The organism is Alcaligenes sp. Me129 (genome assembly GCF_050487245.1).
GTDB classification, from domain to species: Bacteria; Pseudomonadota; Gammaproteobacteria; order Burkholderiales; family Burkholderiaceae_B; genus Alcaligenes; species Alcaligenes phenolicus.
Genome location: NZ_JBKQGX010000016.1, coordinates 56,610 through 81,507, shown reverse-complemented (window position 1 = coordinate 81,507; position 24,898 = coordinate 56,610). Strand labels below are relative to the sequence as shown.

The window sequence follows — 24,898 nt, the reverse complement described above, 5'->3', positions numbered from 1 at the left end:
CAGGAAACTTCATGTCATACCCATCGCGCGTCAAGATTGTGGAGGTCGGTCCTCGGGACGGCCTGCAGAACGAAAAAGAATTCATCCCCACCGACATCAAGGTCGAACTGGTCAACCGCTTGTCCCACGCCGGTTTTGTGAACGTGGAAGCCGCGTCCTTTGTCTCGCCCAAATGGGTGCCGCAAATGGCGGACGGCGCAGATGTAATGGCTGCTATCGACCGACGTCCCGGTACGATTTATTCGGTTCTGACACCCAATATGCGTGGTTTTGAAGGTGCCCTGGCCGCCAAGGCTGACGAAGTGGTGATCTTTGCCGCCGCCAGTGAGGCATTTTCCCAGCGCAATATCAATTGCAGCATCGAAGAATCGCTGGAGCGCTTTGCCCCGGTTGCTCAGGCTGCCAAAGAAGCCGGTTTGCGTCTGCGCGGCTCCATCAGCTGTTCTTTCGGCTGTCCCTATGAAGGCGCTGTGGCTCCCTCCAATGTGCTGAAAGTGGGCAAGCGCCTGATCGAATTGGGCTGTGACGAGATCGACGTGGCCGACACCATCGGCGTAGGCACGGCCCGCCAGGTGTATGACGTCATGCGCATGGTAACCGAGCACATTGACCCGGCTCATGTGTCCGGCCACTTCCACGATACCTACGGCCAGGCCATCGCCAATATCGTTGCTTCCATGCAAGCTGGCATCCATATTTTTCACAGCTCCGTAGCCGGTCTGGGCGGCTGCCCCTACGCCAAGGGTGCAACCGGCAACGTCGCCACCGAAGACGTGCTGTTCCTGATGCAAGGGCTGGATATTGAAACCGGCATTGATCTGAACGCCGTGGTAGACACGGGGCAATGGATTTCGGCTCATTTGAAGCGCAAATCGGCCAGCAACGCCGGTAACGCTCTGGCCGCCCGCAAGCAAGGGGCCGCCGCGTGCTGATGAGCCAAGCTCCCTCGAAAGAGGAAATTGATGCCATGTTGAAGGATCTGGGCTCGCTTCCCATTCAAGGCCGTTCCTGGCCCAAATGGGTAGCAGCCAGCGCCTGGATTGTGCTGGCCCTGATCGGCGTGCGTTTCGCGCTGGTGGCCAGCTCCCCACAAGGGGCCGCCATCAGCCCCGTCCTGGCGGGCTGCCTGGTCCTGCTGTTTACCGGCCTGATTCTGATTGCCTGGCACATGTGGCACGGCGTCACCACGATTGACCAGAATGGCATACGCCAGAACTGGATCATGAAACGGGAGGTGCAATGGCAGGATATTCACTTTGCCAAATTTGTACCTCTATTCAACTCAAAGCGCCTGATCTGCTTTACCCGGCGTGGCCGCCCTGTGATTTTTCAGGGTGCCACACAGGATCTGCAAGTGGCCTTTGCCAAGATTTCGCTGGTATTGCGGCGCAAGAGCTAAGTCTCCCTGTTTGCCCCATACGGCTTGCCATATCGGGGGAAACAATGCTGGACGTCTCCCATCCGAAAACCGTGTACTGCAGTTACGTAGCCTATCTATCGCCGTGTTCCAATACACGGCGATACATACACCAAGGGTTCAGGGCAGCCCATATCGCCAGGGGGCAAAAAGCACAAAGCTCATCAACGTCATAACCCCCAGATCGATCAGTCAATAAAAAAGCAGCCCTCAAAGAGAGCTGCTTTTTGCATATCGCGAATCCCGAAAGGATTAACGAATCGGCAGACCGTAGATCAGGCCACCGTCAATCCACAAGGCGTTCAGGCCACGTTCGATTTGCAGGGGGCTGCCTTTACCCACGTTGCGCTCGAAGGACTCGCCGTAGTTACCGACTTGCTTGATGATGTTGTAAGCCCATTTCTCGTCCAGGCCCAGGTTTTTACCGGCGCCGGGAGTCACGCCCAGCAAACGCTGGATATTGGGGTTGTTGCTCTTGAGCTTCTCGTCCACGTTGGCAGCGGTCACACCCAGCTCTTCGGCGTTGAAGCTGGCCTGAATGGACCATTTCACAATGTTCAGCCAGGCATCATCACCCTGACGGACGAATGGGCCCAGCGGCTCTTTGGAAATGATTTCAGGCAGCACCAGGTAGTCGTCCGGGTTCTCCATTTTGGAGATACGGATCGACGCCAGACCGGAAGCGTCGGTAGAGAACACATCACAGCGGCCAGCCACGAAAGCGTTAACCACTTCGTTGAACTGCTCGATCACTACAGGCTTGTACTCAACCTTGTTGGCACGCGCCCAGTCAGCCATAGTGTTCTCGTTAGACGTGCCAGTCTGCATACAAACCGTGGCACCGTTCAATTCCTTGGCGCTGGATACGCCCAGTTTCTTGGATACCAAAAAGCCCTGGCCGTCATAGAAGTTGATACCGGCGTGGATAGCACCGACAGCAGTATCACGCTGCTGAGTCACCGTAGTGTTACGGGCCAACAGGTCAATTTCGCCCGACTGCAGGGCCGTAAAGCGCTGCTGCGAGTTCAAGGGTACCGCCTTGAATTTGCTGGCGTCGCCCAGGGTGGCGGCGGCTACCGAGCGACACACGTCGATATCCAGCCCCGTCCACGTGCCCTTGTCATCAGGGGCAGAAAAACCGGCAAAGCCGGTGGTCACGCCACACAGCACGTGACCGCGCTGTTTGACGTTGTCCAGGGTGTCGGCCTGGGCAGCAGGCATGCTGGCCATCAAGGCCAGGACTACAGCAGAAACTGGCACAAAGCGCATCGGGCTCTCCTCAAAGATATAGGTATTGACTATTTTCCAGCATAGTACCGCAGCCCGACTGCTACTTGTGTGCATATCTACATGGCTAATTAATCGTAGCTGCGTTGGTCCTCGATGACTTTACCATCCCGAGGCAAGGCTCCTGGCTCCATGAACTCCACCTGAGCACGCAATTTGGTAATTTCACGAATCGAGTCGGCCAAAGCGCTTTCCAGACCTTCGGGCTTGGACGCGACTTCTACCTGGAACACCATCTGATCCTGGCCGCTGGCACCACGCACCACCAAGCGAGCCTGGCCCAGCTCTTTGTGACGCAGACGAATCTGCTCCACCTGCCCCGGATGCACAAACATGCCGCGCACCTTGGTCGTCTGGTCAGCACGCCCCATCCAGCCGCGAATACGCTGGTTGGTACGACCGCAGGGAGACTGGCCGGGCATGACAGCAGACAAATCTCCTGTCCCGAAACGCACCAGCGGATAGTCGGGGTTAAAGGAGGTCACGACCACCTCGCCCACTTCGCCCGGCGCAACCGGCTGGCCTGTACCAGGACGCACAATTTCCAGAATCAGGTTTTCATTGAGCACCAAGCCTTCGCGGGCCTGTGTCTCATAGGCAATCATGCCCAGATCAGCACTGCCGTAGGCCTGGTAGCCTGCCACGCCGTGCTCGCTGAACCACTTTTGCAAGGAAGGCGGATAGGCTTCGCCGGAGAACAAGGCCTTGCTCAGCCCTGGCAGAGCAATCTGCATGGACTGGGCTTTTTCCATGATGATCTTCAGAAAACTGGGTGTGCCGGTATAACCATGCGGGCGCAAATCGGCCATGGCCTGTACTTGCTGTTCGGTTTGACCCACGCCGCCTGGAAACACCGTGCAATCCAGGGCATGTGCGGCGGTCTCCATCATGGAGCCAGCCGGAGTGAAATGGTAGGAGAAGCAGTTGAAAATCAGTTCCTCGCGGCGAAAGCCAGCCGCGTACAGTGCGCGCGCAAAGCCCCAATAATCCGGGCGACGGCTTTCTGGCTCGTACATGGGACCGGGCGAGGCAAACACTTTGCGGGCCGCACCCCAGGCAATGGAGGAAAAGCCCCCGAATACGGACTGCGCGTAATCCGCAGACGGCGCCCCGGAGCGAGCCTGCTCGCGCGCTTCCAGCTGGGCTTTCAGCAGCTCGCTTTTACGAAACACCGGAATGGCCAGCAGATCTTCGCGGCTGCGCACGGCGGCCAGATCAACCGAACCCAGTTGCTTGGCAATCGCAGGGGCCCCTTTTGCGGCCGCTTGCAAGACCTGCGGCAAACGGGACAGTAAATCGGCTTCGCGCTCGTCCGGCTCCAGGGTTTCGCGCTCGTCGTAATATTCGCTCATCTCTCCTCCAGTGGGATGAATTGGCATTCAAACACTCCCGCGCCCAGCCGACGTTCTGTCCGCAGACAGACAGGTGTCGATACCAAGCTCTGCTACCACACCCCGTGTAGCCAGAAGCTGCCCAAAACTAAAAACGTCAAAAGGGGTCAGGGCGGCACCTTGTGTGCATCCCGATCGGTGGCCTGCTCCTGTGCTGATCCTGCTGCTTTCAATACAGGCCAGGCCCTGCTGATACATTGGAAATCCTTGGGAGTTAAGCCAGCCAGCGCTTGCGTCGTCGATAAAATTTATTGTCGCGAAAGCTCTTGCGCTCGCCCCCGGACACACCCAGATAGAACTCCTTGACGTCTTCGTTCTCGGCCAAGGCCTGGGAGGGTCCATCCATCATGACGCGGCCGTTTTCCAGGATGTAGCCGTAGTCGGCATACTTCAGGGCCACGTTGGTGTTTTGCTCGGCCAGCAAGAAGCTGACGCGCTCGCGCTGATTCAGGTCACGCACGATCTCGAAAATTTCTTCCACCACCTGCGGTGCCAGGCCCATGGAGGGTTCATCCAGCAAGATCATGCCCGGGTCGGCCATCAAGGCACGGCCAATGGCACACATTTGCTGCTCCCCGCCCGAGGTATAGCCGGCCTGACTGGTACGGCGCTGCTTCAGACGCGGAAAATACTGGTACACCTTGTCCAGCTCGGCGCTTAAATCGCCGCGTGACAAGGTACGGGTATAAGCCCCGGTCAGCAGATTCTCTTCAATGCTCAAGTGCGCAAAACAGTGGCGCCCTTCCATCACCTGCACCACGCCGCGCTTGACCAGATCAGCCGGAGTCAGTTGGTCAATACGTTCGCCACGCAGATGGATCTGGCCTTTGGTCACATCGCCACGCTCGGCGCGCAGCAAATTCGATACGGCCCGCAAGGTCGTGGTTTTACCGGCACCGTTGGCGCCCAGCAAGGCAACAATCCGCCCTTCTGGCACACGCAAGGACACGCCCTTGAGCACCAGAATGACGTGGTTGTAAATCACTTCGATGCCATTGACGTCCAACAAGATGGGCGTCTCATCCACTTGGCCTACGGTCTCACTCATAATCTTCCCCACGCAATGCAGTGCCCAGGGCGAACCCTGGGCGCCTGGGTTTAGCCTTCGCAGGTGCGAGGCGTAATTTTCTTCTCGGCGGCGTATTTAGCCGACATTTCCTTGACTAAAGGATCGACAAACTTCTTGTCGGACTGATACCAGTCGGACACGACGTCGAACTTGCTGCCGTCCCACTGCACGATACGGGCCCAGTCATCACCCATGTGGTTGTTGCACGAGGTTTTGACGGGACGCATGATGCCTTCAAAGCCCAGCTCTTTCAGGCGTGCTTCGTCCAGATTCAGGTTCTCGAAGCCCCAGCGCACTTGCTCGGGAGTCATGTGCTGACCTTTGCCGAACTTCTCTTGTGCGGTGCGGATAGCCTCAACCTGCATCATGGAGATCATCATGCCGCGGGTGTGAGCCAGCGTGCCGACGTACTTGTCACCGTTTTCAGCGCCTTTGCCTTTGGCGTGCATCTCGCGCACAGCGTCATGCACCGGACCGTCCCCAGCACTGTTGTGAATGGTGATGCCCTTGTAGCCCTTGGCGGTCTGGCCCAGATCGACCACATCGCTCTCGGAAGCTGCCCACCAGATGCCGTAGATCTTGTCGCGTGGGTAACCCACAGCCTGAGCTTCACGGATGGCGGTAGGCGTCATGATCCCGGCGCTCCACAGCAGGACGAAGTCAGGACGGTTCTTGCGCACTTGCAGCCAGGTGGATTTCTGTTCCACGCCAGGGGCGGTCACAGGGTACAGATCCAGCTTGAAGCCTTGTTCCTTGGCGCGTGCTTGCAACAGGGCGATAGGCTCCTTGCCGTACGGCGAGTCGTGATAAACCAGAGCAATGCGCTGGTCCTTCAGCTTGTCCTCGCCCACTTGCTTGGCGATGTCCTGGATCATGACGTCAGCCGCAGTCCAGTAGGTACCCAGCAGCGGGAAGTTCCACTCGAATACCGCACCGTTCGCCGAGTGCGACAGGCCGTAGCCCATGGTTTCAATGGTCACGCCATCGACAAAGGCCTTGTCAGTCAGCGCGAATGTAATGCCCGTGGACTGGGTATCAAAACCCGAAGCGCCCCCGTTCTTGCCTTTCATGCGCTCGTAGCACTCCACGCCACGGTCGGTGGCGTACGCTGTTTCACACTCTTCGTATACCAGCTTGACGCCATTCACACCGCCGTCACGTTCATTAACCAAAGCCAGATAGTCCAGCTTGCCGTCCGCCCATGGAATACCCAGTGGGGCAAAGGAGCCGGTGCGGTAGGTCAGCAAGGGAATGTACTGTTCCTCGGCTGCTACAGCGGCTGTACTCATGGTCAGCATTGCAGCGCAAGCACTCAAACCGAGCACAGCGCGTTTCAGTCGTGTTGTCATCTCCTGGTCCTCCGATAAGTACCATTTGTCTAAGTACCCCGTCCCGATGGCGGGGCTGTTGTTGTAATGAACTGCCTACCTGCTGTTAATGGGGGAAGGGCCACAAGCGCAGCTTTTCCTTACCAATACTCCAGAGTCGAGCCAAACCGTGTGGCTCCACAATCAAGAAAAATACGATCAGGGCACCGAACACCATGTGTTCAATATGCGAGGCTGTATCCACGCCAATGGACACACCAAACCAGTGCGGCACGTTGGTCAGGAACACGGGCAGCAAGACCATGAACGCGGCACCGAAAAAGCTGCCTACGATCGAGCCCAGACCCCCGATGATGACGATGAACAGCAACTGCAAGGAGCGGTTCAGGTCAAAGGCCAGCGGCTCCCAGGAACCCAGGTGCACAAAGGCCCACAAGGCACCGGCCACACCGATGATGAAAGAGCTGACGGCAAAGGCGGTGAGCTTGGCGTAGACCGGACGAATACCAATCACTTCTGCGGCCACGTCCATGTCACGAATAGCCATCCATTGGCGGCCAATCGCACCACGCACCAAATTCTTGGCCAGCAGAGCAAACACCACCACGAAGATCAGCACGAACAGGTACTTCTGCATGGGGGTTTGAACCGGCAAGCCAAAGGCGCTCAAGGCAGGCACCGACACGTTGCCCGAAGGCGAGTAGTTCGTGAAGAAAGCAATACGCAGGAAAGCCCAATCCACAAAGAACTGTGCGGCCAAGGTTGTGACGGCCAGGTACAAGCCACGGATACGCAAGCTGGGAATACCGAAAGCCACGCCTACCAAGGTGGCGAACACGCCGCCCAGCAGGATCTGCAGGACCAGTGGCAGCTCCGGAATACGGACACCAAAGTTCCAGGCGGCATACGCACCCACAGCCATGAAAGCACCCGAACCGATGGAAATCTGGCCGCAATAGCCCACCAGAATGTTCAGGCCAATCGCTGCCAAAGACAGGATCAGAAAGGGGATCAGAATAGCTTGCAGGAAGTAGTTGGATGCCATGGCTGGCACCAGCAGGAATGCCACCAGCAACAAACCCAACACCACATAGCGATCCTGGCGGATGGGAAAAATCTGCTGGTCAGCCCGATAGCTGCTTTTGAACTGACCATTTTCGCGGTAAATCATATCGACTCCACCTCAGACGCGATCAATAATCTTCTCGCCGAACAGACCTTGTGGTCGGAACAGCAAGAACACCAGGGCCAGCACATAAGCAAACCAGATCTCGATGCCGCCACCTACATAAGGGCCCAGGTAAACCTCGGACACTTTCTCGCCCACACCGATAATCAGGCCACCCACAATAGCGCCGGGCACCGAGGTCAGACCACCCAGAATCACCACCGGCAAGGCGCGCAGCGCTGCGGTCGACAAGGTGAACTGCACCCCGTATTTGGAGCCCCAGATAATGCCGGCAACCAGAGCCACCAAACCGGCTACGGTCCAGACCACCACCCAGATACGGTTCAAGGGAATACCAATGGATTGCGCTGCCTGATGATCGTCTGCCACCGCACGCAGGGCGCGGCCCACGCTGGTGTATTGGAAGAAGATGGCCAGGGCCACAACCAGCAAGGCTGCAACCACGGCCGAGCTCAAGTCTTCCAGGCTGACCAGCACGCCGCCTTCAAACATGGACTCCAGAATGAAAGCCGGATCTTTGGGCATGCCCACATCAATGGAATACACGGAGCTGCCAAACACGATCTGACCCAGACCGTCGAGCAGATAGCTGATACCGATCGTGGCCATCAGCAAGGTTGTGCCTTCCTGATTCACCAGATAGCGCAGCACCCAGCGCTCAATGACGACGGCCAGCACAAACATCAAGATGGCCGAGACAATGAAAGCCAGCACATTGCCCAGGATGCCCGGCTCCATGCCCAGCAACTGCGGAATCCACTGGGACAGACGGGCCATGGCCAGCGCGGCCACCAGCACCATGGCGCCCTGTGCAAAGTTAAAGACACCCGATGCTTTGAAGATCAGCACAAAGCCCAGCGCGACCAGGGCGTACAACATCCCGCTCATCAGGCCGCCCAGCAAAGTTTCAAGAAAAAATGCCATGTCCGTTCCCCTCAATGGCCAGCGCCAAGATAGGCGCGGATGACGTCCGGATTTTGTCGTACTTCGTCCGGTACTCCGTCACCAATTTTCTTGCCATAGTCCAGGACCACCACACGGTCCGAAATATCCATGACCACACCCATATCGTGTTCAATCAAAACAATCGTGGTGCCGTATTCTTCGTTCACATCCAGAATGAAACGGCACATATCCTGCTTTTCTTCGATGTTCATGCCCGCCATGGGCTCATCCAGTAGCAGAATGCTCGGTTGCATCGCCAGTGCCCGCCCCAGGTCAACCCGCTTTTGCAGGCCGTAAGGCAAGCGTCCTACCGGCGTTTTGCGGTAGGCCTGGATTTCCAGAAAGTCGATGATGCCTTCCACATATTCACGGTTGCGAATCTCTTCACGCTCGGCACCGCCCAGTCGGAAAGCCTGGGCAAACACCCCGCTTTTCATGTGCAGATTGCGGCCGGTCATGATGTTGTCCAGCACACTCATGCCCTTGAACAGAGCCAGGTTCTGAAAGGTGCGGGCAATGCCCTGCTCGGCGGTGTGACGCGAGTTCATGCGGGCATAACTCTGGTCACGCAAGACAATCTCGCCTTGTTGTGGTGCATACACGCCATTGATGACGTTCAGCATGGAGCTTTTGCCTGCGCCGTTCGGGCCAATGATGGAGCGGATCTCGTGCTCACGGATGTTGAACGAGATGTCGGTCAGCGCTTTCACACCACCAAAGGACAGCGAAATATTCTTCAAATCCAGTACCACTGGGCCAATGCGACGGCCCGGCATTTGCGCCTCACTCATCATGCGCTCCTTGCTGCTGCGTCTGTCATGCGCTCAATGTGCAGGTCTGCCGAAATGCGACCGCTGCGCCCATCCTCAAACTTCACTTCTGTCTCCACAAACTGCCTGTCCAGGCCATTGAACAGGGCGTCGACCAGAACCTTGTACTTTTGCGCGATAAAGCCGCGACGTACTTTGCGGGTACGGGTCAGTTCATCGTCATCGGGGTCCAGCTCTTTGTGCAGAATCAGGAAGGCACTGATGCGCGATCCGGCTAGCTTGGGATCATTCGCCAGATCAGCATTGACCTGAGCCACACAGTCCCGAATCAGGGCATAGACCTCGGGTTTGCCCGCCAGGTCGGTGTAACCGGCATAGGGCAGGTTGCGACGTTCGGCCCAGTTACCCACGGCTTCCAGATCAATATTGATAAAGGCACACACTTCCTCCTGACCATCGCCAAAAGCCACGGCTTCCTTGATGAAGGGGAAAAACTTGAGCTTGTTCTCGATGTACTTGGGTGCAAACAAGGAGCCATCGGCCAGTTTGCCCACGTCCTTGGCACGGTCGATGATCTTTAGCTGACCATCGGTGTCCAGATAACCGGCATCACCCGTGTGGTACCAGCCGTCCTCGGTAAAGGACTCGGCGGTGGACTCGGGGTTGCGGTAGTACTCCTTGAACAGGCCGGGGCTGCGCACCTGAATTTCACCGTTATCGGCCACACGAATTTCCACGCCTTTCACAGGTGGGCCTACGGTGTCGGCACGCACATGGCCGTCTTCCTGGACGCAGACGAATACCGAGGTCTCGGTAGCGCCATAGAGCTGCTTCAGGTTGATGCCAATGGAACGGTAAAAGTCGAACAGATCGGGTCCGATGGCTTCACCAGCGGTATAGGCCACACGCACGCGGCTCATGCCCAAGGCATTACGCAAGGGGCCGTAGATCAGGATATTGCCCAGGCCATAGCACAGGCGATCCCACATCCCCACGCCGGGACGCTTGTCCAGAATCTTCACACCCACACGATGCGCCAGAGACATGAAACGCTTGTACAAGGCGCGCTTCAGAGCACCGGCATCTTCCATGCGGATAGTCACTTGCGTGAGCAAGCCTTCCAGCACGCGGGGAGGCGCAAAGTAATAGGTCGGGCCAATATCATGCAGGTCGATGGACACGGTTTCAGGTGACTCAGGGTGATTCACCGTAAAGCCCGTGACCAGGAACTGCGTGTAGGAAAACATGTTCTGCCCGATCCAGGCGGGAGGCAGATAAGCCAGCACTTCCTCGGCATCGGTCAGCGACTCCAGTTCCTGAATGGCCAGGCCACGATCCACCAGAGCGCCGTGAGTCAGCACCACCCCCTTGGGCTTGCCGGTGGTGCCGGAGGTGTAGAACATGGCAGCAGCATGGTCAGGCGTAATAGCCTTCCAGATGCGTCGCACACAGTCCGGATCCCGCGCCAATTGCAGGCGGCCCTGCTCCATGACCTGCTCGATGTATTGCAGCTGCTCTTGCTGATAATTGCGCAGACCGCGTGGGTCGTCATAGATCAGCGCATCCAGATCGGGGCACTGATCCCAGACTTCCAGCAGCTTGTCGACCTGCTCCTGGTCCTCGACCACGGCCACGCGTATGCTGGCATCCAGCAATACGTGCAGCATTTCCTGGGCTACCGCATCCTGATACAAAGGCACGGGCACAGCGCCCAGCATTTGCGCCGCCATCATGGCCAGGTACAGGCGCGGGCGGTTTTCACCGATCACCGCGACGTGCTGACCGTCTTTGACACCCAGCCCGGCCAGGCCCGCAGCCAGTTGCTCGGCCTGTTCGGCCAGCTCCTGCCACGTCCAGGTCTGCCAGATTCCCAGGTCTTTTTCGCGCATGGCAACTTTGTTGCCGCGCACCTGGGCATGGTGTTCTATCCAGGCTGGGAAGGTGCCGGGTAAACCCGCTACCTGCTCTTTATCCATCCGCACAACCATGTCTCCTCCGAATTTTCCCGGCTTGTTATGGTCCAGGAGGCTGCTTATGATTGCGGCAGAAGGCAGATGTTATGCCCTCAAGCTATTTGCAGCCTGTTAATAATCAAGTTATCGGCTGCCCGTCCCGAAGATTGTCACGGACATGACATTCGACCTTTATCGAGGGTTAATCCTCATGCATGTTGTAGATGCTTTATCGGAGCGAGCCGCCTGGTTTCGCTTGTTGACACCCGAGCTGCAAGAGCGTGTCCGCCGCGACACACTGATCACCGCATACGAGGCCGGGGCCATCGTCGAACGCAAGGGAGAACGCGCCACCGCGTGGATTGGCGTGCTCTCGGGTTTGCTCAAAGTGTCGGTAGGAAATTCCGAAGGCAAGATCGCTTCCATGACCGGGGTACCTGCCGGTGGCTGGATAGGCGAAGGCTCCTTGCTGAAAAACGAAGAGCGCAAATACGATGTGGTCGCCTTGCGCGACAGCCAGGTGGCCCGCTTGCCCGTACACAGTTTTAACGATTTGCTGGACCAGAGCATTGCTTTCAACCGCTACCTCCTGCATCAGCTCAATGAACGTGTGGCGCAATTTATCGGCAAGGCGGAATACAACAGCCTGTCTACCCCCGATGCCCGCGTGGCACGCTGTCTGGCAGAGCTGTTCAACCCGCTGCTCTACCCCGGAAAAGGTCTGCGCCTGGACATTACCCAGGAAGAGATCGGCTACCTGGCGCGTGTGTCGCGCCAACGAGCCAACCAGGCCCTGCGCCAACTGGAAAACGAAGGGCTGTTGTTGATCAAGTATGGTGGCGTCCAGGTGCTGGACCTGGACGGCCTGAAACGTTACGGCGATGAATATGCCGCCTGATTATGCGGCCACTGTGGGCCGCATCAAGGTCAATCCATACGGATGCCCGCACGCTCGATAACCGTGGCCCATTCAGCCCGTTCACGCTGGGCGTAAGCCTGGAATTCATCGGGCGTCATGGGCATGGGTTCCACCCCCATCTCGCGAATACGCTGGTCCAGCTCGGGCGTTTTCAGGGCCTGCATCAAGTCCTGGCTCAAGCGTTGACGGGCGCCTTCGTCCATCTTGGGTGGGCCCACCAAACCTTGCCAGGCATAGGCATAGAAGTCGGCAATACCCGCTTCGGCCATGGTTGGCACATCAGGCAACAGACTGCTACGCTCGGGCGTGGCAACCGCCAGCACTCGCAGTTTGCCGGCCTTGATGTTGGATAGCGCTGCGGCGGAATCCACAAAGGACATATCCACCTGGCCGCCCAGCAAATCCTGAATGGCGGGTGCAGCTCCCTTGTAAGGAACGTGCACGATCTTGGTATCCGTGCGCTGCTTGAACATCTCCAGAGCCAAATGGTGTGGAGAGCCACTGCCAGCGGACGAGGACGTCAGCTTTTCAGGTTGTTTACGCGCTGCTTCCAGCAGATCGGCCACGGTTTTATAGGGCGACTCCTGTGGCACTGCCAGCATCAGGGGGAAGCGGGCCAGACCGCCCACATAGGTGAAGGCAGCCGGGTCGTATTGCAGCTTGCTGTACAAAGAGGAGTTAAAGGCCAGCGTGCCTGAATCAGCCGTGCCTACGGTATAGCCATCGGGCTTGGCATTGCTGACGTAGGTTGCGCCAATAATGGTGGCGGCCCCCGGTTTGTTTTCCACAATCAAGGTCTGGCCCAGGCTGCTTTCCAGCTGCTTGGCGACCAGCCGGGCAATCACATCTGAACCGCCACCTGCGGGATAAGGGACTACCCAGGTGACGGCAGACTGGGGCCAGTCTGCTGCCAAGGCCGTTCCTGTCAGGCTGGCGCTTAGCAACAGCACACCGGCTCCGAAGTTCTTCCAATGCATGATGTCTCCTCCATGCGTGTAGACAGCGCTTTTGGCGCTATTTTTTTAAGTTTTAAGCATCCCGTCCGGGATGCGCAGAGACATTATGCGCGGACAGCCCTGCACAGGGCATTAGTAACGATGCGGATATCGATTAGCTGTAATCGCGTGCGCCAAACAGGGCCGAACCCACTCGCACTTCAGTGGAACCTTCCTGAATCGCCAGCTCGAAGTCACCGCTCATGCCCATGGACAGGCCTTGCACCTGTTCATGGCCCAACTCCACCAGACGATCGCGCCACTGACGCAGGCTGGCAAAGCAGGCGCGGACTGCCTGAGGGTCATCGCTATTGACGGCCATGGTCATCAGGCCACGGACCTTCAAGGTATCGAGCGAACGCAGGGACTGCATGAAGGCGGGCAGTTCTTCAGGGACCAAACCAAATTTGCTGGGCTCGGGCGAGGTCTTGACCTGGATCAGCACGTCCAGGCTACGCTGCTCGTGTTGCAGGTGTCGATCCAGGGCCTGAGCCAGGGACAAACGGTCCAAAGACTGTACTTCGCTGGCTAAGCGTGCAATATCTTTGGCCTTATTGCTCTGCAGATGGCCTATCATCACCCACTGCACCGCGCGATCGGCCAGCTCTGCCTGCTTGTCTCGAATCTCCTGAACCTTGTTCTCGCCCATTCGCGACAGGCCCAAATCCAGGGCTTGAGCCAGCACGGGCACAGGAAAGGTTTTGCTTACCGGTAAAAGAGCCACCGCATCAGCAGGGCGGCCGGCCTGCAAGCAAGCCTGTTCGATACGTTGGCGCAATTGCGCCAAGCGACCAGAAAGGGAAGAGTCAGAAGAAGCCATCAATGCACACGCACCCAGATAAAACCATCGCAAACGCTGCAAACACAACAGCGGCCATTTCCGATAGCATAACTGTTGCACACGGCCACCGCTAAGCCCATCCACAGCGTGTTTGCCAGGTTCTGCGTCTGTGCGCAATCACACGTCTTCACTGTGTACTCGTATCCCGTTTCCCCAACCTTATCGAGGAGCTCATGACAGATCGTCCCACCCATGCTTTGCCGTCATACCTGAACGCCGACGACGTCGGCCCGTGGGGTATTTATCTCGAACAAGTGGAGCGAGTCACTCCGTATCTGGGCAAACTGTCCCGATGGGTTGAAACACTCAAGCGCCCCAAGCGCACGCTGATTGTCGACGTACCCATTGAACTGGATAACGGCACCGTGGCCCACTTCGAGGGCTACCGCGTTCAGCACAATACTTCCCGTGGCCCAGGCAAGGGCGGCGTGCGCTACCACCAGGATGTCACCCTGTCCGAAGTGATGGCTCTGGCTGCCTGGATGTCGATCAAATCGGCTGCCGTGAACCTGCCATTTGGCGGTGCCAAGGGCGGTATTCGTATTGACCCGCGCAACCACTCCCAGGCCGAACTGGAGCGCATCACCCGCCGCTACACCAGCGAAATCGGTGTGATTATTGGCCCCAACAAGGACATTCCAGCCCCGGACGTGAACACCAACGCCCAGACCATGGCCTGGATGATGGACACCTACTCCATGAATGTCGGTGGCACCAGCACCGGCGTGGTCACCGGCAAGCCTGTCTCCCTGGGCGGTAGCCTGGGCCGTGTGGAAGCCACTGGCCGCGGCGTGTATACCGTGGGTTGTGAAGCGGCCCGCGACGCCGGTATCGACCTGAATGGCGCCCGCGTCATTGTGCAAGGCTTCGGTAACGTGGGTGGCACCGCTGCCCGCCTGTTCCAGGAAGCCGGTGCCAAGGTGCTGGCCGTACAGGATCACACCGGCACGGTATACAACCCCAACGGTCTGGACGTACTGGCCTTGCTGAACCACATGGAACAGCACAAAGGTCTGGCCGGAGCGCCCAATGCCGAGGCCATTTCCAACGAAGACTTCTGGCATATCGAAACCGATCTGCTGATCCCGGCCGCGCTGGAAGGCCAGATCAACAAGAACAATGCCGACCGCATCCGCGCCCGCATTGTGATCGAAGGCGCCAACGGCCCCACCACCCCGGAAGCCGACGACATCCTGAACGACAAGGGCGTGATCATTGTTCCGGACGTGGTAGCCAACGCCGGTGGCGTGACCGTGTCCTACTTCGAATGGGTCCAGGACTTCTCCAGCTTCTTCTGGACCGAGGACGAGATCAACAACCGTCTGGAAATGATGATGCGCTCGGCCTACACCACGGTGGCGGCGGTTGCCAAAGAGCACAACGTCACCTTGCGTACGGCTGCCTTTATCGTAGGTTGCGCCCGCATTCTGGAATCTCGTCAGGTACGCGGCCTGTATCCATAAGGTCATAAGGCGGCGTACCCGGTTTATGCCGCTTTTTATGAGCAAAATACAGCGCTTGTGCAAAAAAAACAGGGGGAAAGCGGTAGAATCGGGGCATCCAGGATATGACACCCGTATGAAACCCTTACCCCCTTTCTCTTTGACCGCAAGGACGTTGCTGTGAATAACAATGACCTGAACGCGGCGGTCCAGGTACGCGACATCCACAAACGCTTTGGCACCAACGAGGTGCTCAAGGGTATTTCCCTGCAAGCTCACAAGGGCGATGTGCTCTCCATTATTGGAGCTTCCGGCTCGGGCAAGAGTACCCTGCTGCGCTGCATTAACCATCTGGTCGTCCCCGATCAGGGCGAAATCCAGATCGGCAATGACATTTTGCGCAGCCATCGCAATCGCAAGGGCATTTGCCAGACAGACAATCCGCGCCTGCTGGAACAAGTCCGCGCCCGCTTGGGGATGGTGTTTCAGAACTTCAATCTGTGGTCGCACCGCACGGTGCTGCAAAACGTCACCGAAGGCCCCATCCATGTCAAAGGCCGCCCGGCCCGTGAAGCGGCTGAATACGCCCGCGAACTGCTGGGCAAGGTGGGCCTGAGCAACAAATGCGATGCCTACCCGGCCGAACTGTCCGGTGGTCAGCAGCAGCGCGTGGCCATTGCCCGTGCCCTGGCCATGGACCCGGATGTCTTGCTGTTTGACGAACCGACTTCGGCGCTGGACCCGGAAATGGTGGGCGAAGTACTGCGCGTAATTCGCCAACTGGCCCAGGAAGGCCGCACCATGATCCTGGTCACCCACGAAATGAATTTTGCGCGTGACGTCTCTTCCGAGACCATTTTCATGCACAACGGCCTGATTGAAGAACGTGGCCATCCCAAAGATCTGTTCGATAGGCCACAATCCGAGCGTCTACAGCAGTTTCTACAACCAATGCAGTAAGATCATCGCTTCGTGAATACGACACCGGCTGGAAAACCAGCAGGGCCAATACGGCTCTGACCAGCCTATCCACAAAGGAGAGCCAGACCATGAGTTTCCTCAGCAAGACCCTGATCTGTGCCAGCCTGGCCCTGTTGGGCTCCCAGGCTGCAATGGCAGACACCCTGAAAATCGGTACCGAAGGCGGTTACCCACCATGGAGCATGGTGGACGCAGCCGGTAAAGTCACCGGCTTTGACGCCGACGTGGGCGCTGCCCTGTGCAAGGAGCTGAACAGCGATTGCAAATTCATCGTGCAAGCCTTTGACAGCCTGATTCCTTCGCTGGATGCCAAACGCTTTGACTTGATCATCTCGGGCATGTCCTACACCCCCGAGCGTGCCAAGCGCGTGAATTTCAGTATTCCTTACGCCGTTGAAGACGCCATTTTCGTTCTGCCCAAGAACAGTGAACTGGTCGGTGCCGACAACGAACAAGCTATTTTTGATGGTCTGGCTGGCAAAACCATTGGCGTTCAAGGTGGCACCACTCACGGCGCTTTCCTGTCCAAGAAAGCCCCCAAGACCACCGTCAAGAACTACGAGACCCTGGACCAGATGCAAATCGATCTGGACGCCGGTCGTCTGAACGGCACCTTTGCCGACCTGACCTCCCAGTCCAAATTCCTGCATAAAGTCGGCGAGGACAACTTTGCCCTGTCCAAGCTGGTCATCAAAGGCTCTTCCGACCCTGAAACTCTGGGTTATGGCATTGCCGTCGGTATTCACAAAGACAATGCAGAACTGAAAGCCAAGGTTGACGCTGCCCTGTGCAAGCTGATCGACGATGGCACCGTCAAGACCGCCAGCGAAAAGTGGTTTGACATCGACATCGCCAACTACGAGATCTGCAAGAAATAAGTCGAGAAGTACCACTTGATGCTAGAGACCATTTTTAATGTGCTGCGCGAAGGCTGGGGCTGGATGTTCCTTCGCGGAGCAGCAATGACCTTGCTGATCTCCGTTTTGGGCATGGCCCTGGGCGTAGTCATTGGGATTACAGGAGCCAGCATCAAGACCAACGGGCCACGCTGGCTGCGTGGCCCCGTTAGCCTGTACACCACGGTTGTTCGCAGTATCCCCGAGCTGCTCATCATCTACCTACTGTTTTTTGGCTCGGTCCAAGTCGTCTCCGATCTGGCCGATTTCATGCGCATGGAAGATGTGATGACGCGCTGGTTCCCCGCACTGGTCGGCATTTTGGCCATTGGCCTGATTGCAGGCTCGTACAGCGTGGAAGTGTTTCGCGGTGCCTTGCAAGCCATTCCCGAAGGCCAGATCGAGGCCGCCAAAGCCATTGGCATGTCCCCCTGGCAGCGCCTGCGCCGCATTATCCTGCCGCAAATGTTCTGGTACGCCCTGCCCGGCGCCAATAACGTCTGGCAAACCGCACTGAAAGACACGGCTCTGATCTCCCTGGTGGGTCTGGTCGAGATCATGCGGGCCGCGACCCTGGGAGCCGCCAACACGCGCGAACCCATGGCCATGTACCTGATTGCAGGCGTGCTTTATTTTCTGATTGGTGCCTGTAGTCAGGCCCTGTTTTTGCTGGCCGAACGCTATACCGGCAAAGGCATGAGAGCCCAGGCATGATTGATCTGGAATTATTCAATACCACCGTCGAAACCCTGTTCAAAGGGTTTGGCATGAGCGTGTATATCGGCCTGTGGGGCATTGTGCTGTCGCTGTTCATCGGCCTGTCACTGGCCCTGATGCGCCAGTCTCATAGTCGCATTTTGCGCAGCTTTGCCTTTAGCTACAGCACGGTATTTCGTGGCACCCCATTGCTGGTGCAGTTGTTCCTGCTGTACTACGGTGTGGGCACCCTGAGTTTTGTAAAGGACTCACCCACGTTGTGGTGGCTGTTCAGCGACGGCATGCGCTGCGCGATTCTGGCCATTGGCCTGAACAGTGGCGCCTACGTCAGTGAAGTCTTCCGGGGCGGTTTTCAGGCTGTGCCAGTGGGCCAGATCGAGGCAGCCAAGTCCATCGGCATGTCCGCCTGGATGCGCTTTCGTCGCGTGGCGTTTCCTTTGGCGATTCGCCAGGCCTTGCCCGCATACAGCAATGAAATTGTGCTGGCCATCAAAGGCACCAGTCTGGCCTCGACCATTGCCGTCATGGACCTGACCGGTCATGCCAAACGCTTGATGAACCAGAACTACGCCATCATCGAGACCTTTGTTATTGCGGGTCTGCTGTACCTGCTGATCAACTTTACCCTGCTATCGGTGGTGCACCTGGTCGAGCGCTGGTTGAAAGTGCGCCGTTAAACCGGCGCCACCCCAGGCTCTCCGCACCCCCTAGCGCAACAACTGGACGCGGAGCACCCTCACATGCCGACTCGCCCCAAACTGGCCCTGGTAGGCACCGGCGGCACGATTGCCGCCACAACCCAATCCAATCTTGGTCTGACGGACTACGACATCACCCAGGGCGTAGAAACGCTATTGCAAGCCGTGCCCGGTATCACCGAGCTGGCCGATCTGGAATGCCATCAGATTTTCAACGTGGACAGCCGGGCCATGGGCTCGCTGATGCTGCTGGAGCTGTCCCACAAGCTCAATGCTCTGCTCGCACGACCGGACATCAACGGCGCGGTCATTACCCACGGCACCGATACGCTGGAAGAAAGCGCTTTTTTCCTGCACCTGACCCTGAAAACCGACAAGCCTGTGGTCATGGTCGCGGCCATGCGCCCGGCTTCGGCCTTGAGTCCCGACGGTCCACTGAATCTGTATCAGGCCGTGCAAGTAGCCTGCTCTTCGCTGGCACAGGATCAAGGTGTACTGGTACTGCTGAACGACCAGATACACAGCGCCCGTTTCCTGAGCAAACAACACACCACTCAGACCAGCGCCTTCGGTTCACCCGATGCGGGCCCCTTGGGTCTGGTTGCAGGCGGGCAGCCGCGTTTCATGATGCGTACGCTGCTGCCCCATACGCACAGCAGCCTGTTCGATGTGCGCTCTTTGCACAGCCTTCCTAAAGTGCAGATTTTTTACGATCACCCCGATACTTTGGCCGAACTGTACCGCCACGCAGCACAAAGCGGTGTGCAAGGCATTGTGGTGGCGGCGACTGGCAACGGCAGCCTGACCCCCGGAGCCTTGGAAGGTGTCAGCCGGGCACACCGACTGGGCGTGGTGTGTGTGCGGGCTTCTCGCATCCATGCAGGACCTGTGACAGACAGTGCGTATGACCAGGATCACAACACCATTGCCGCGCATTACTTGCCTGCTCAAAAGGCCCGAATTTTATTAATGCTGTGTCTGGCTGCTCAACTGGAGCACGATGAGATAGAGGCGGCTTTCCGCAACTATTAAGGTTCGGGCTTTCGCCGTCGTCCCTTGGACTAGCTGGCTAGATAAAGGGCACCAGCAGCAAGACTGGCTGTGGCTGTGGCTGTGGCTGTGGCTGTTCGACAATAGCGTACTCAAGCGCAATGCCAATAGGCTCAAGCCAATTCCAGCTGCCGCTGACTGCTGAAGCGTCTTTGCTCACCCGTTATGGGGTCCACAAAGGCAATGTGCCGAGCCAGCAACTGCAAGGGCTGGCTGAAATCGTCCGCGTCACGCTCCGGCAAAAGCTCAGGGTAGAACACATCATTGATAATAGGTGCCCCCAGGCTGCTCAAATGCACGCGTAACTGGTGCTTGCGGCCACTTTTGGGACGCAGGCGGTACAAGGCCAGCTCCTGACCCTGCTCATCCTGCCAGTGGCGTTCGCAAATAATTTCGGTGCTGCTATTGGCCTCGCCCTCAACCTCACACATGACAAACTTGCCGGGCACTTCTTTCATGCAGCTGCTGTACAGCAGCCCATTTGCCAGCTTTTCCTGAAACGGCGCGACCGCTTCATATTCTTTCTCGATCCCGCCCTGCTGAAACAGGGACTGGTAGGCCCCGCGAGCCGCAGGATCACGACAAAACAGCAAGATACCCGCCGTTTCCCTGTCCAGCCTGTGAATGGGGCTGATGCCATCCTCTCCGAAGTCCCGCCGCAGACGAGTCAGCGCGGTTTCGTACAAGTAGCGACCGCCCGGCGTTGTAGCCAGAAAGTGCGGCTTGTCCACAGCAATCAGACGCTCATCCGCGTATAGAACGGGCATATCGAAAGGGACGACCGCTTCGTTTTCCACCATGCGGAAGTACCATAACCAACGATCGGGCTGATAAGGCGAACCAAAATGTTGCGGCACCCCGTCCTGATCCAGAATGTCGCCTCGTGCCAGCCTGTCCAACAGAATCTCGGGGCTGACATGGGGGAAGCGTTCCAGCAAGAACTCCTCCAGCAAGTTCCAGTGCCCGCGCGGGCACCATACTTTGCTGGGGCTGACCCCACCGCGCGAAGGGACAGGCGGCGCACTTGTTGTTGGTGTCATTACAAAAACCAAATAGAAAATGGCCCGCTATTGCAGCGGGCCAGACATCCAGAGCCATCAGTGTACTACCAGCCACCCTCAGGGCGGCTGGCTCGCTCAGCTCTGGACTGCAGCTTGTGGGATGGCATCAAGACGCATCCGCCGGCCTTGCCTTAGCCACAGCCAGAGCAAAATCAGGAACGCGGGAATATAGACCCAAAACTCGGACGGTCGATCTGGATGAGGCACTTTCACCTCCAGAATATCCCAGCCCTGCTCCCACCCGGCTCTAAGCGCTGAACTGCCAAAAGCGACCGATGCCACTTGCGCCGTATCTCCAAAAGCCATCACCGTCAGCCCTGCCTGAGACAAGCGCTTGCTGGCCGCTGCCAAGCCGGTCGCCTCATCTCCTTGCGGCAAGCCGGGCAATGATACAGCCACTGTTTTCTGCAAATCTTTACCCTCCAGATTCATCCCCGCTAGTTGCACCACCAGATTGCCTCCGTCTGGCGTGTTCTGAACAATCTGCATCAACTCTGACGCGGGGCGACTCTGATACTTTTCGCTGATATGGTCCATGAACCAATCGGGTCGGAACAGCATGAACGTCACCAACAAGAGCAAGACTGTCTCCAGCCAGCTTGTTTTGATGCGCAGCCATCCCATGGTTGCCGCTGCAAATGTCAGGGAAGCCACGGTCGCACCCACCACGACCATAATCAACTCCCAGACACTATGTATGCCAATCAACAAGAGCATGGGATTGAAGATGAACATGAAGGGCAGCACGGCTGTACGCATGGCATAGGTCACGCCCTGCACCCCTGTCTTGATCGGGTCCTCCCCTGAAATGGCAGCGGCTGCAAAAGTGGCCAAGCCCACAGGCGGGGTGATGTCCGCCATGATCCCGTAATAAAACACGAACATATGGACGGCAATCAGCGGAATGATCATGCCGCTTTGTGCCCCCAGCTCCACCACTACCGGCGCCATCAAGGTAGCCATCAGAATGTAGTTAGCGGTGGTAGGCATACCCAGGCCCAGAACCAGACACACCGCAGCGGTAAAAAACAGCATGACCAGCACATTGCCCATGGAGACCAGCTCCACAAAGGCTGTCATGCGCAGGCCCAGACCCGTCAAGGTGATAGCACCCACAATCAAGCCGGCCGTCCCGCAAGCAATACCGATGCCCACCATATTGCGGGCACCTTCCTGCAGCCCCACCCAGACTTCACCGACGCCTTGGCGCAATGGCTGAGCTGTCGCCTGCTTGCGGAACCAGGCAATGATGGGACGCTGGGTTGCCATCTGGAACAACATGGCCACAACGGCCCAGAAGGCCGACAGGCCCGCAGACATCACTTCTACCGTCAGACACCAGACCAGAATGCCGATAGGGATCAGAAAATACAAACCGGCTCGCACCGTTGGCCACGGTTCGGGGCGCACCGGTGTGTTGACATTGATATCGGTGGGCAGGTCCTCGTGGTCTGCAGCCACTTTCAGCAAAAACACATACAGAACCAGCAGCAGGAACAACAGGATCCAGATAGCGGCGGCACCGGCTACCGCCTGAACCCCTACGCCTATCCAGTACACCAGTCCCATCACAATCAAGGTGCCCGCCGTACCCATGCCCCAGCCGGCTAGCTTCTGCATGAACGTTCTGGGTTTGCCCGATGCCATCATCGGTTGTATTCCCAGCTTGAGCGCTTCCAGATGCACGATATAAAACAGCGCGATATACGAAATGACCGCGGGCAGCAGCGCATGCCGAATGATGTCGGTATAGGGAATGCCAACATACTCAATCATCAGGAAGGCCGCCGCTCCCATGACAGGCGGCATGATCTGGCCATTGACGGAAGACGCCGTTTCAATGGCCCCGGCCCGAATACCGCCGTAACCGGCTTTCTTCATCAAAGGGATCGTAAAAATACCGCCCGTCACCACATTGGCAACGGAGGACGCAGACACAATGCCATTCACCGCCGAGGACACCACGGCAACCTTGGCAGGCCCCCCACGCAAATGCCCCAGCAAGGCAAACGAGACCTGCATCATGTAATTGCCCGCCCCGCAACGATCCAGCAAGGAGCCCAGCAATACAAAAATAAAGATATAAGAAACCGAAACGCCCAGTGCGACCCCATAAACCCCTTCGGTAGTCAGCCACATATGCGAGACCAGGCGCTGCAATGAAGCACCGCGATGAGACAGCGCATCCGGCAACCAGGGGCCGAGAAAAATATAAGCGATAAAGATCAGTGCCAACACGGCCATCGGCGCGCCCAAAGAGCGACGTGTTGCCTCCAGCAACAACACCAGGCCAACACTGGCCACGACCACATCCATTGTGGTCGGGATGCCTGGGCGCATGGCCAGTTCTTTATAGAAAAAGAACAAATATGAGCCGCAGAAAGCAGCGATCAGGGCCAGGACCCAGTCATGAATTGGAATACGGTCCCGAGCCGACGTTTTGCGGGCAGGGAACGCCAGATAAGCCAGAAACATGGCAATGCCCAAATGCAGGGCACGCGCCTCAGTGTCATTGAAAATGCCCAGATTCAGGGCAAAGGGCAGCGGGGAAGCGTACCAAAGCTGGAACAAGGACCAGCCTATGGCCGCCAGAAACAAAACCATGCCCGCTGCGCCCGCAACAGTGCGCCCGCCCCTGTCTACGTCTGCAACCAGCTTTTCCAGTTCTGCCGTTTCATCCTGTGTCAGGGCGACGTCCGGCCCCATTTTCTTCTGTTCTTGTTGTGTCATTTGCATATGTCTCCAGGAAAGCCTGGTTTGAAGCGCCGATGCAGCCGGGTCAAACGACCAAGCACCGATCACCTGGGCCAGGCAGCCCAGGAACTCCAAACCAGAAGCAAGACCACTGCCGGTGCGGTGGCACTTGCGACCAGGCCAGCGTAGCCAGCCTGGTCAATATCAGGCCGCCTTACAGCAGCCCTTTTTCCTTGAAGTACTTTTCAGCCCCTTTGTGCAAAGGAGCAGACAGGCCGTTCTTGACCATGTCTTCTTTTTTCAGGTTTGCCAATGCAGGATGCAAACGCTTGAAATCATCAAAGTTGTCGAACACGGCTTTGACGACGTTATAAACGGACTCTTCAGGGACATCCTCCGACGTCACAAAAGTCGCTAAAACACCGTAAGTTTGGACATCGTCTGGGTTGTTGGGGTACAGACCACCCGGAATGACGGCCTTGGCATAGTAAGGATAGGTTTCGACCAGTTTTTCTACAGCAGGCCCCGTCAGAGGGACCAGCTTGGCGCCACAAGATGTGGTCGGGTCCTGAATATTGGCCGAAGGGTGCCCGACTCCATAGATGAACCCATCAATCTTGCCATCACACAGGGCTGGACCATGCTCGTCCGGGCGCAGTTCGGAGGCCAGCGAGAAAAAGCTGTTATCCAGGCCCATTGCCTGCAACAACTGATCCATCGATGCTCGTGTGCCCGAACCCGGATTGCCTACGTTAAACCGTTTGCCCTTGAAGTCGTCAAAGGTACTGATATTGGCTTCTTTGCGCGACAACACCGTAAAGGGTTCGGGATGGATGGAAAACACCGAGCGCAGCTTGGTGTAGGCACCGCCGTCCTTGAACTGCCCTTCGCCGTTATAGGCGTTGTAGCCCACGTCGGACTGCACCACCCCCAGATCCAGTTCGCCCGCCTTGATGGTATTGACGTTAAACACCGAACCGCCGGTAGACTCGACAGAGCATCGCACGCCATCGGTCCCACGGTCTTTATTCACCAACCGGCAAATAGCTCCGCCGGCCGCGTAATACACCCCTGTCACCCCACCCGTTCCAATGCTGACAAATTTTTGCTGGGCACTGGCCGGCAAAGGGCTCAATAACATGGCACATAAAGCGGCTGCTGTGCTTGATGCCAACACCAGTTTCTTACCTGTTTTCTTTGCAGTGTGCTTCATCTTTTGTCTCCCTTGGGGTGGACCCCATTTGAATTGCCGGAAT

22 protein-coding genes are annotated in these 24,898 nt (G+C 57.4%); 9 read left to right on the top strand and 13 right to left on the bottom strand.

Annotated elements, in window-relative coordinates; all coding sequences use genetic code 11:
* Window positions 1-11: 11 nt before the first annotated feature.
* Together ACLPGZ_RS15605 and ACLPGZ_RS15600 are read left to right on the top strand one after the other, a co-directional pair.
* A complete protein-coding gene (locus ACLPGZ_RS15605; RefSeq protein ID WP_009460129.1) occupies window positions 12-932 on the top strand; it encodes a hydroxymethylglutaryl-CoA lyase in 921 nt (306 codons plus the stop codon).
* Window positions 932-1,399, top strand: a complete 468-nt coding sequence (locus ACLPGZ_RS15600; RefSeq protein ID WP_083055264.1) for a hypothetical protein — start codon at window positions 932-934, stop codon at window positions 1,397-1,399. The genes ACLPGZ_RS15605 and ACLPGZ_RS15600 overlap by 1 nt, the downstream gene beginning before the upstream one ends.
* 270 nt (window positions 1,400-1,669) lie before the next feature.
* On the opposite strand, the gene ACLPGZ_RS15595 is transcribed toward ACLPGZ_RS15600, so the two are convergent.
* The 8 genes from ACLPGZ_RS15595 to ACLPGZ_RS15560 form a co-directional block, all read right to left on the bottom strand.
* Entirely contained in the window at window positions 1,670-2,686 is a 1,017-nt protein-coding gene (locus tag ACLPGZ_RS15595) for an amino acid ABC transporter substrate-binding protein (RefSeq protein ID WP_021447094.1), read from the bottom strand.
* Between the two features lie 89 nt (window positions 2,687-2,775).
* Complete coding sequence (locus ACLPGZ_RS15590) at window positions 2,776-4,056, bottom strand: phenylacetate--CoA ligase family protein (RefSeq protein WP_239054993.1); 1,281 nt, start codon at window positions 4,054-4,056, stop codon at window positions 2,776-2,778.
* A 253-nt stretch (window positions 4,057-4,309) separates the two neighbouring features.
* Entirely contained in the window at window positions 4,310-5,143 is an 834-nt protein-coding gene (locus ACLPGZ_RS15585) for an ABC transporter ATP-binding protein (RefSeq protein ID WP_035268554.1), read from the bottom strand.
* Window positions 5,144-5,193: 50 nt separating this feature from the next.
* The gene (locus ACLPGZ_RS15580) at window positions 5,194-6,462 is read right to left on the bottom strand and encodes an ABC transporter substrate-binding protein (protein WP_009460132.1); all 1,269 of its coding nucleotides are present in this window, start codon (window positions 6,460-6,462) and stop codon (window positions 5,194-5,196) included.
* Window positions 6,463-6,598: 136 nt separating this feature from the next.
* Complete coding sequence (locus ACLPGZ_RS15575; protein ID WP_009460133.1) at window positions 6,599-7,663, bottom strand: branched-chain amino acid ABC transporter permease; 1,065 nt, start codon at window positions 7,661-7,663, stop codon at window positions 6,599-6,601.
* Window positions 7,664-7,675: 12 nt separating this feature from the next.
* The gene (locus ACLPGZ_RS15570) at window positions 7,676-8,605 is read right to left on the bottom strand and encodes a branched-chain amino acid ABC transporter permease (protein ID WP_009460134.1); all 930 of its coding nucleotides are present in this window, start codon (window positions 8,603-8,605) and stop codon (window positions 7,676-7,678) included.
* 11 nt (window positions 8,606-8,616) lie between these two features.
* Window positions 8,617-9,402, bottom strand: coding sequence for an ABC transporter ATP-binding protein (locus ACLPGZ_RS15565; RefSeq protein ID WP_009460135.1), 786 nt, complete (start codon window positions 9,400-9,402; stop codon window positions 8,617-8,619).
* 14 nt (window positions 9,403-9,416) lie between these two features.
* Window positions 9,417-11,384 carry an AMP-dependent synthetase/ligase gene (locus ACLPGZ_RS15560; protein WP_052159208.1) on the bottom strand — a complete coding sequence of 656 codons (1,968 nt, stop codon included), beginning with the start codon at window positions 11,382-11,384 and terminating at the stop codon, window positions 9,417-9,419.
* 175 nt (window positions 11,385-11,559) lie between these two features.
* Between ACLPGZ_RS15560 and ACLPGZ_RS15555 the strand changes: the two genes are divergently transcribed.
* Window positions 11,560-12,246, top strand: coding sequence for a Crp/Fnr family transcriptional regulator (locus tag ACLPGZ_RS15555; protein ID WP_009460136.1), 687 nt, complete (start codon window positions 11,560-11,562; stop codon window positions 12,244-12,246).
* Between the two features lie 29 nt (window positions 12,247-12,275).
* On the opposite strand, the gene ACLPGZ_RS15550 is transcribed toward ACLPGZ_RS15555, so the two are convergent.
* Entirely contained in the window at window positions 12,276-13,244 is a 969-nt protein-coding gene (locus ACLPGZ_RS15550) for a Bug family tripartite tricarboxylate transporter substrate binding protein (protein WP_009460137.1), read from the bottom strand.
* A gap of 133 nt (window positions 13,245-13,377) precedes the next feature.
* Window positions 13,378-14,082, bottom strand: a complete 705-nt coding sequence (locus tag ACLPGZ_RS15545; RefSeq protein ID WP_060186630.1) for a YggS family pyridoxal phosphate-dependent enzyme — start codon at window positions 14,080-14,082, stop codon at window positions 13,378-13,380.
* Window positions 14,083-14,276: 194 nt separating this feature from the next.
* On the opposite strand from ACLPGZ_RS15545, the gene ACLPGZ_RS15540 reads away from it, so the two are divergent.
* The 6 genes from ACLPGZ_RS15540 (at window position 14,277) to ACLPGZ_RS15515 (ending at window position 19,869) form a co-directional block, all read left to right on the top strand.
* A complete protein-coding gene (locus ACLPGZ_RS15540) occupies window positions 14,277-15,566 on the top strand; it encodes a Glu/Leu/Phe/Val family dehydrogenase (protein WP_035268560.1) in 1,290 nt (429 codons plus the stop codon).
* A 159-nt stretch (window positions 15,567-15,725) separates the two neighbouring features.
* Window positions 15,726-16,505, top strand: coding sequence for an ABC transporter ATP-binding protein (locus ACLPGZ_RS15535; RefSeq protein WP_009460150.1), 780 nt, complete (start codon window positions 15,726-15,728; stop codon window positions 16,503-16,505).
* 89 nt (window positions 16,506-16,594) lie between these two features.
* Window positions 16,595-17,404 carry a transporter substrate-binding domain-containing protein gene (locus ACLPGZ_RS15530; RefSeq protein WP_009460151.1) on the top strand — a complete coding sequence of 270 codons (810 nt, stop codon included), beginning with the start codon at window positions 16,595-16,597 and terminating at the stop codon, window positions 17,402-17,404.
* 18 nt (window positions 17,405-17,422) lie between these two features.
* Window positions 17,423-18,136, top strand: coding sequence for an ABC transporter permease (locus ACLPGZ_RS15525; RefSeq protein WP_009460152.1), 714 nt, complete (start codon window positions 17,423-17,425; stop codon window positions 18,134-18,136).
* Entirely contained in the window at window positions 18,133-18,816 is a 684-nt protein-coding gene (locus ACLPGZ_RS15520; protein ID WP_021447100.1) for an ABC transporter permease, read from the top strand. The genes ACLPGZ_RS15525 and ACLPGZ_RS15520 overlap by 4 nt, the downstream gene beginning before the upstream one ends.
* Before the next feature lie 63 nt (window positions 18,817-18,879).
* Window positions 18,880-19,869: an asparaginase gene (locus ACLPGZ_RS15515; RefSeq protein WP_429641651.1), complete on the top strand. Its 990-nt coding sequence runs from the start codon at window positions 18,880-18,882 to the stop codon at window positions 19,867-19,869.
* Window positions 19,870-20,000: 131 nt separating this feature from the next.
* On the opposite strand, the gene ACLPGZ_RS15510 is transcribed toward ACLPGZ_RS15515, so the two are convergent.
* The 3 genes from ACLPGZ_RS15510 to ACLPGZ_RS15500 form a co-directional block, all read right to left on the bottom strand.
* Window positions 20,001-20,927, bottom strand: a complete 927-nt coding sequence (locus ACLPGZ_RS15510; RefSeq protein WP_060186535.1) for a pseudouridine synthase — start codon at window positions 20,925-20,927, stop codon at window positions 20,001-20,003.
* A 96-nt stretch (window positions 20,928-21,023) separates the two neighbouring features.
* A complete protein-coding gene (locus ACLPGZ_RS15505) occupies window positions 21,024-23,654 on the bottom strand; it encodes a TRAP transporter permease (RefSeq protein WP_428993906.1) in 2,631 nt (876 codons plus the stop codon).
* Between the two features lie 202 nt (window positions 23,655-23,856).
* Window positions 23,857-24,855, bottom strand: coding sequence for a TAXI family TRAP transporter solute-binding subunit (locus ACLPGZ_RS15500; RefSeq protein WP_009460158.1), 999 nt, complete (start codon window positions 24,853-24,855; stop codon window positions 23,857-23,859).
* Window positions 24,856-24,898 lie beyond the last annotated feature (43 nt).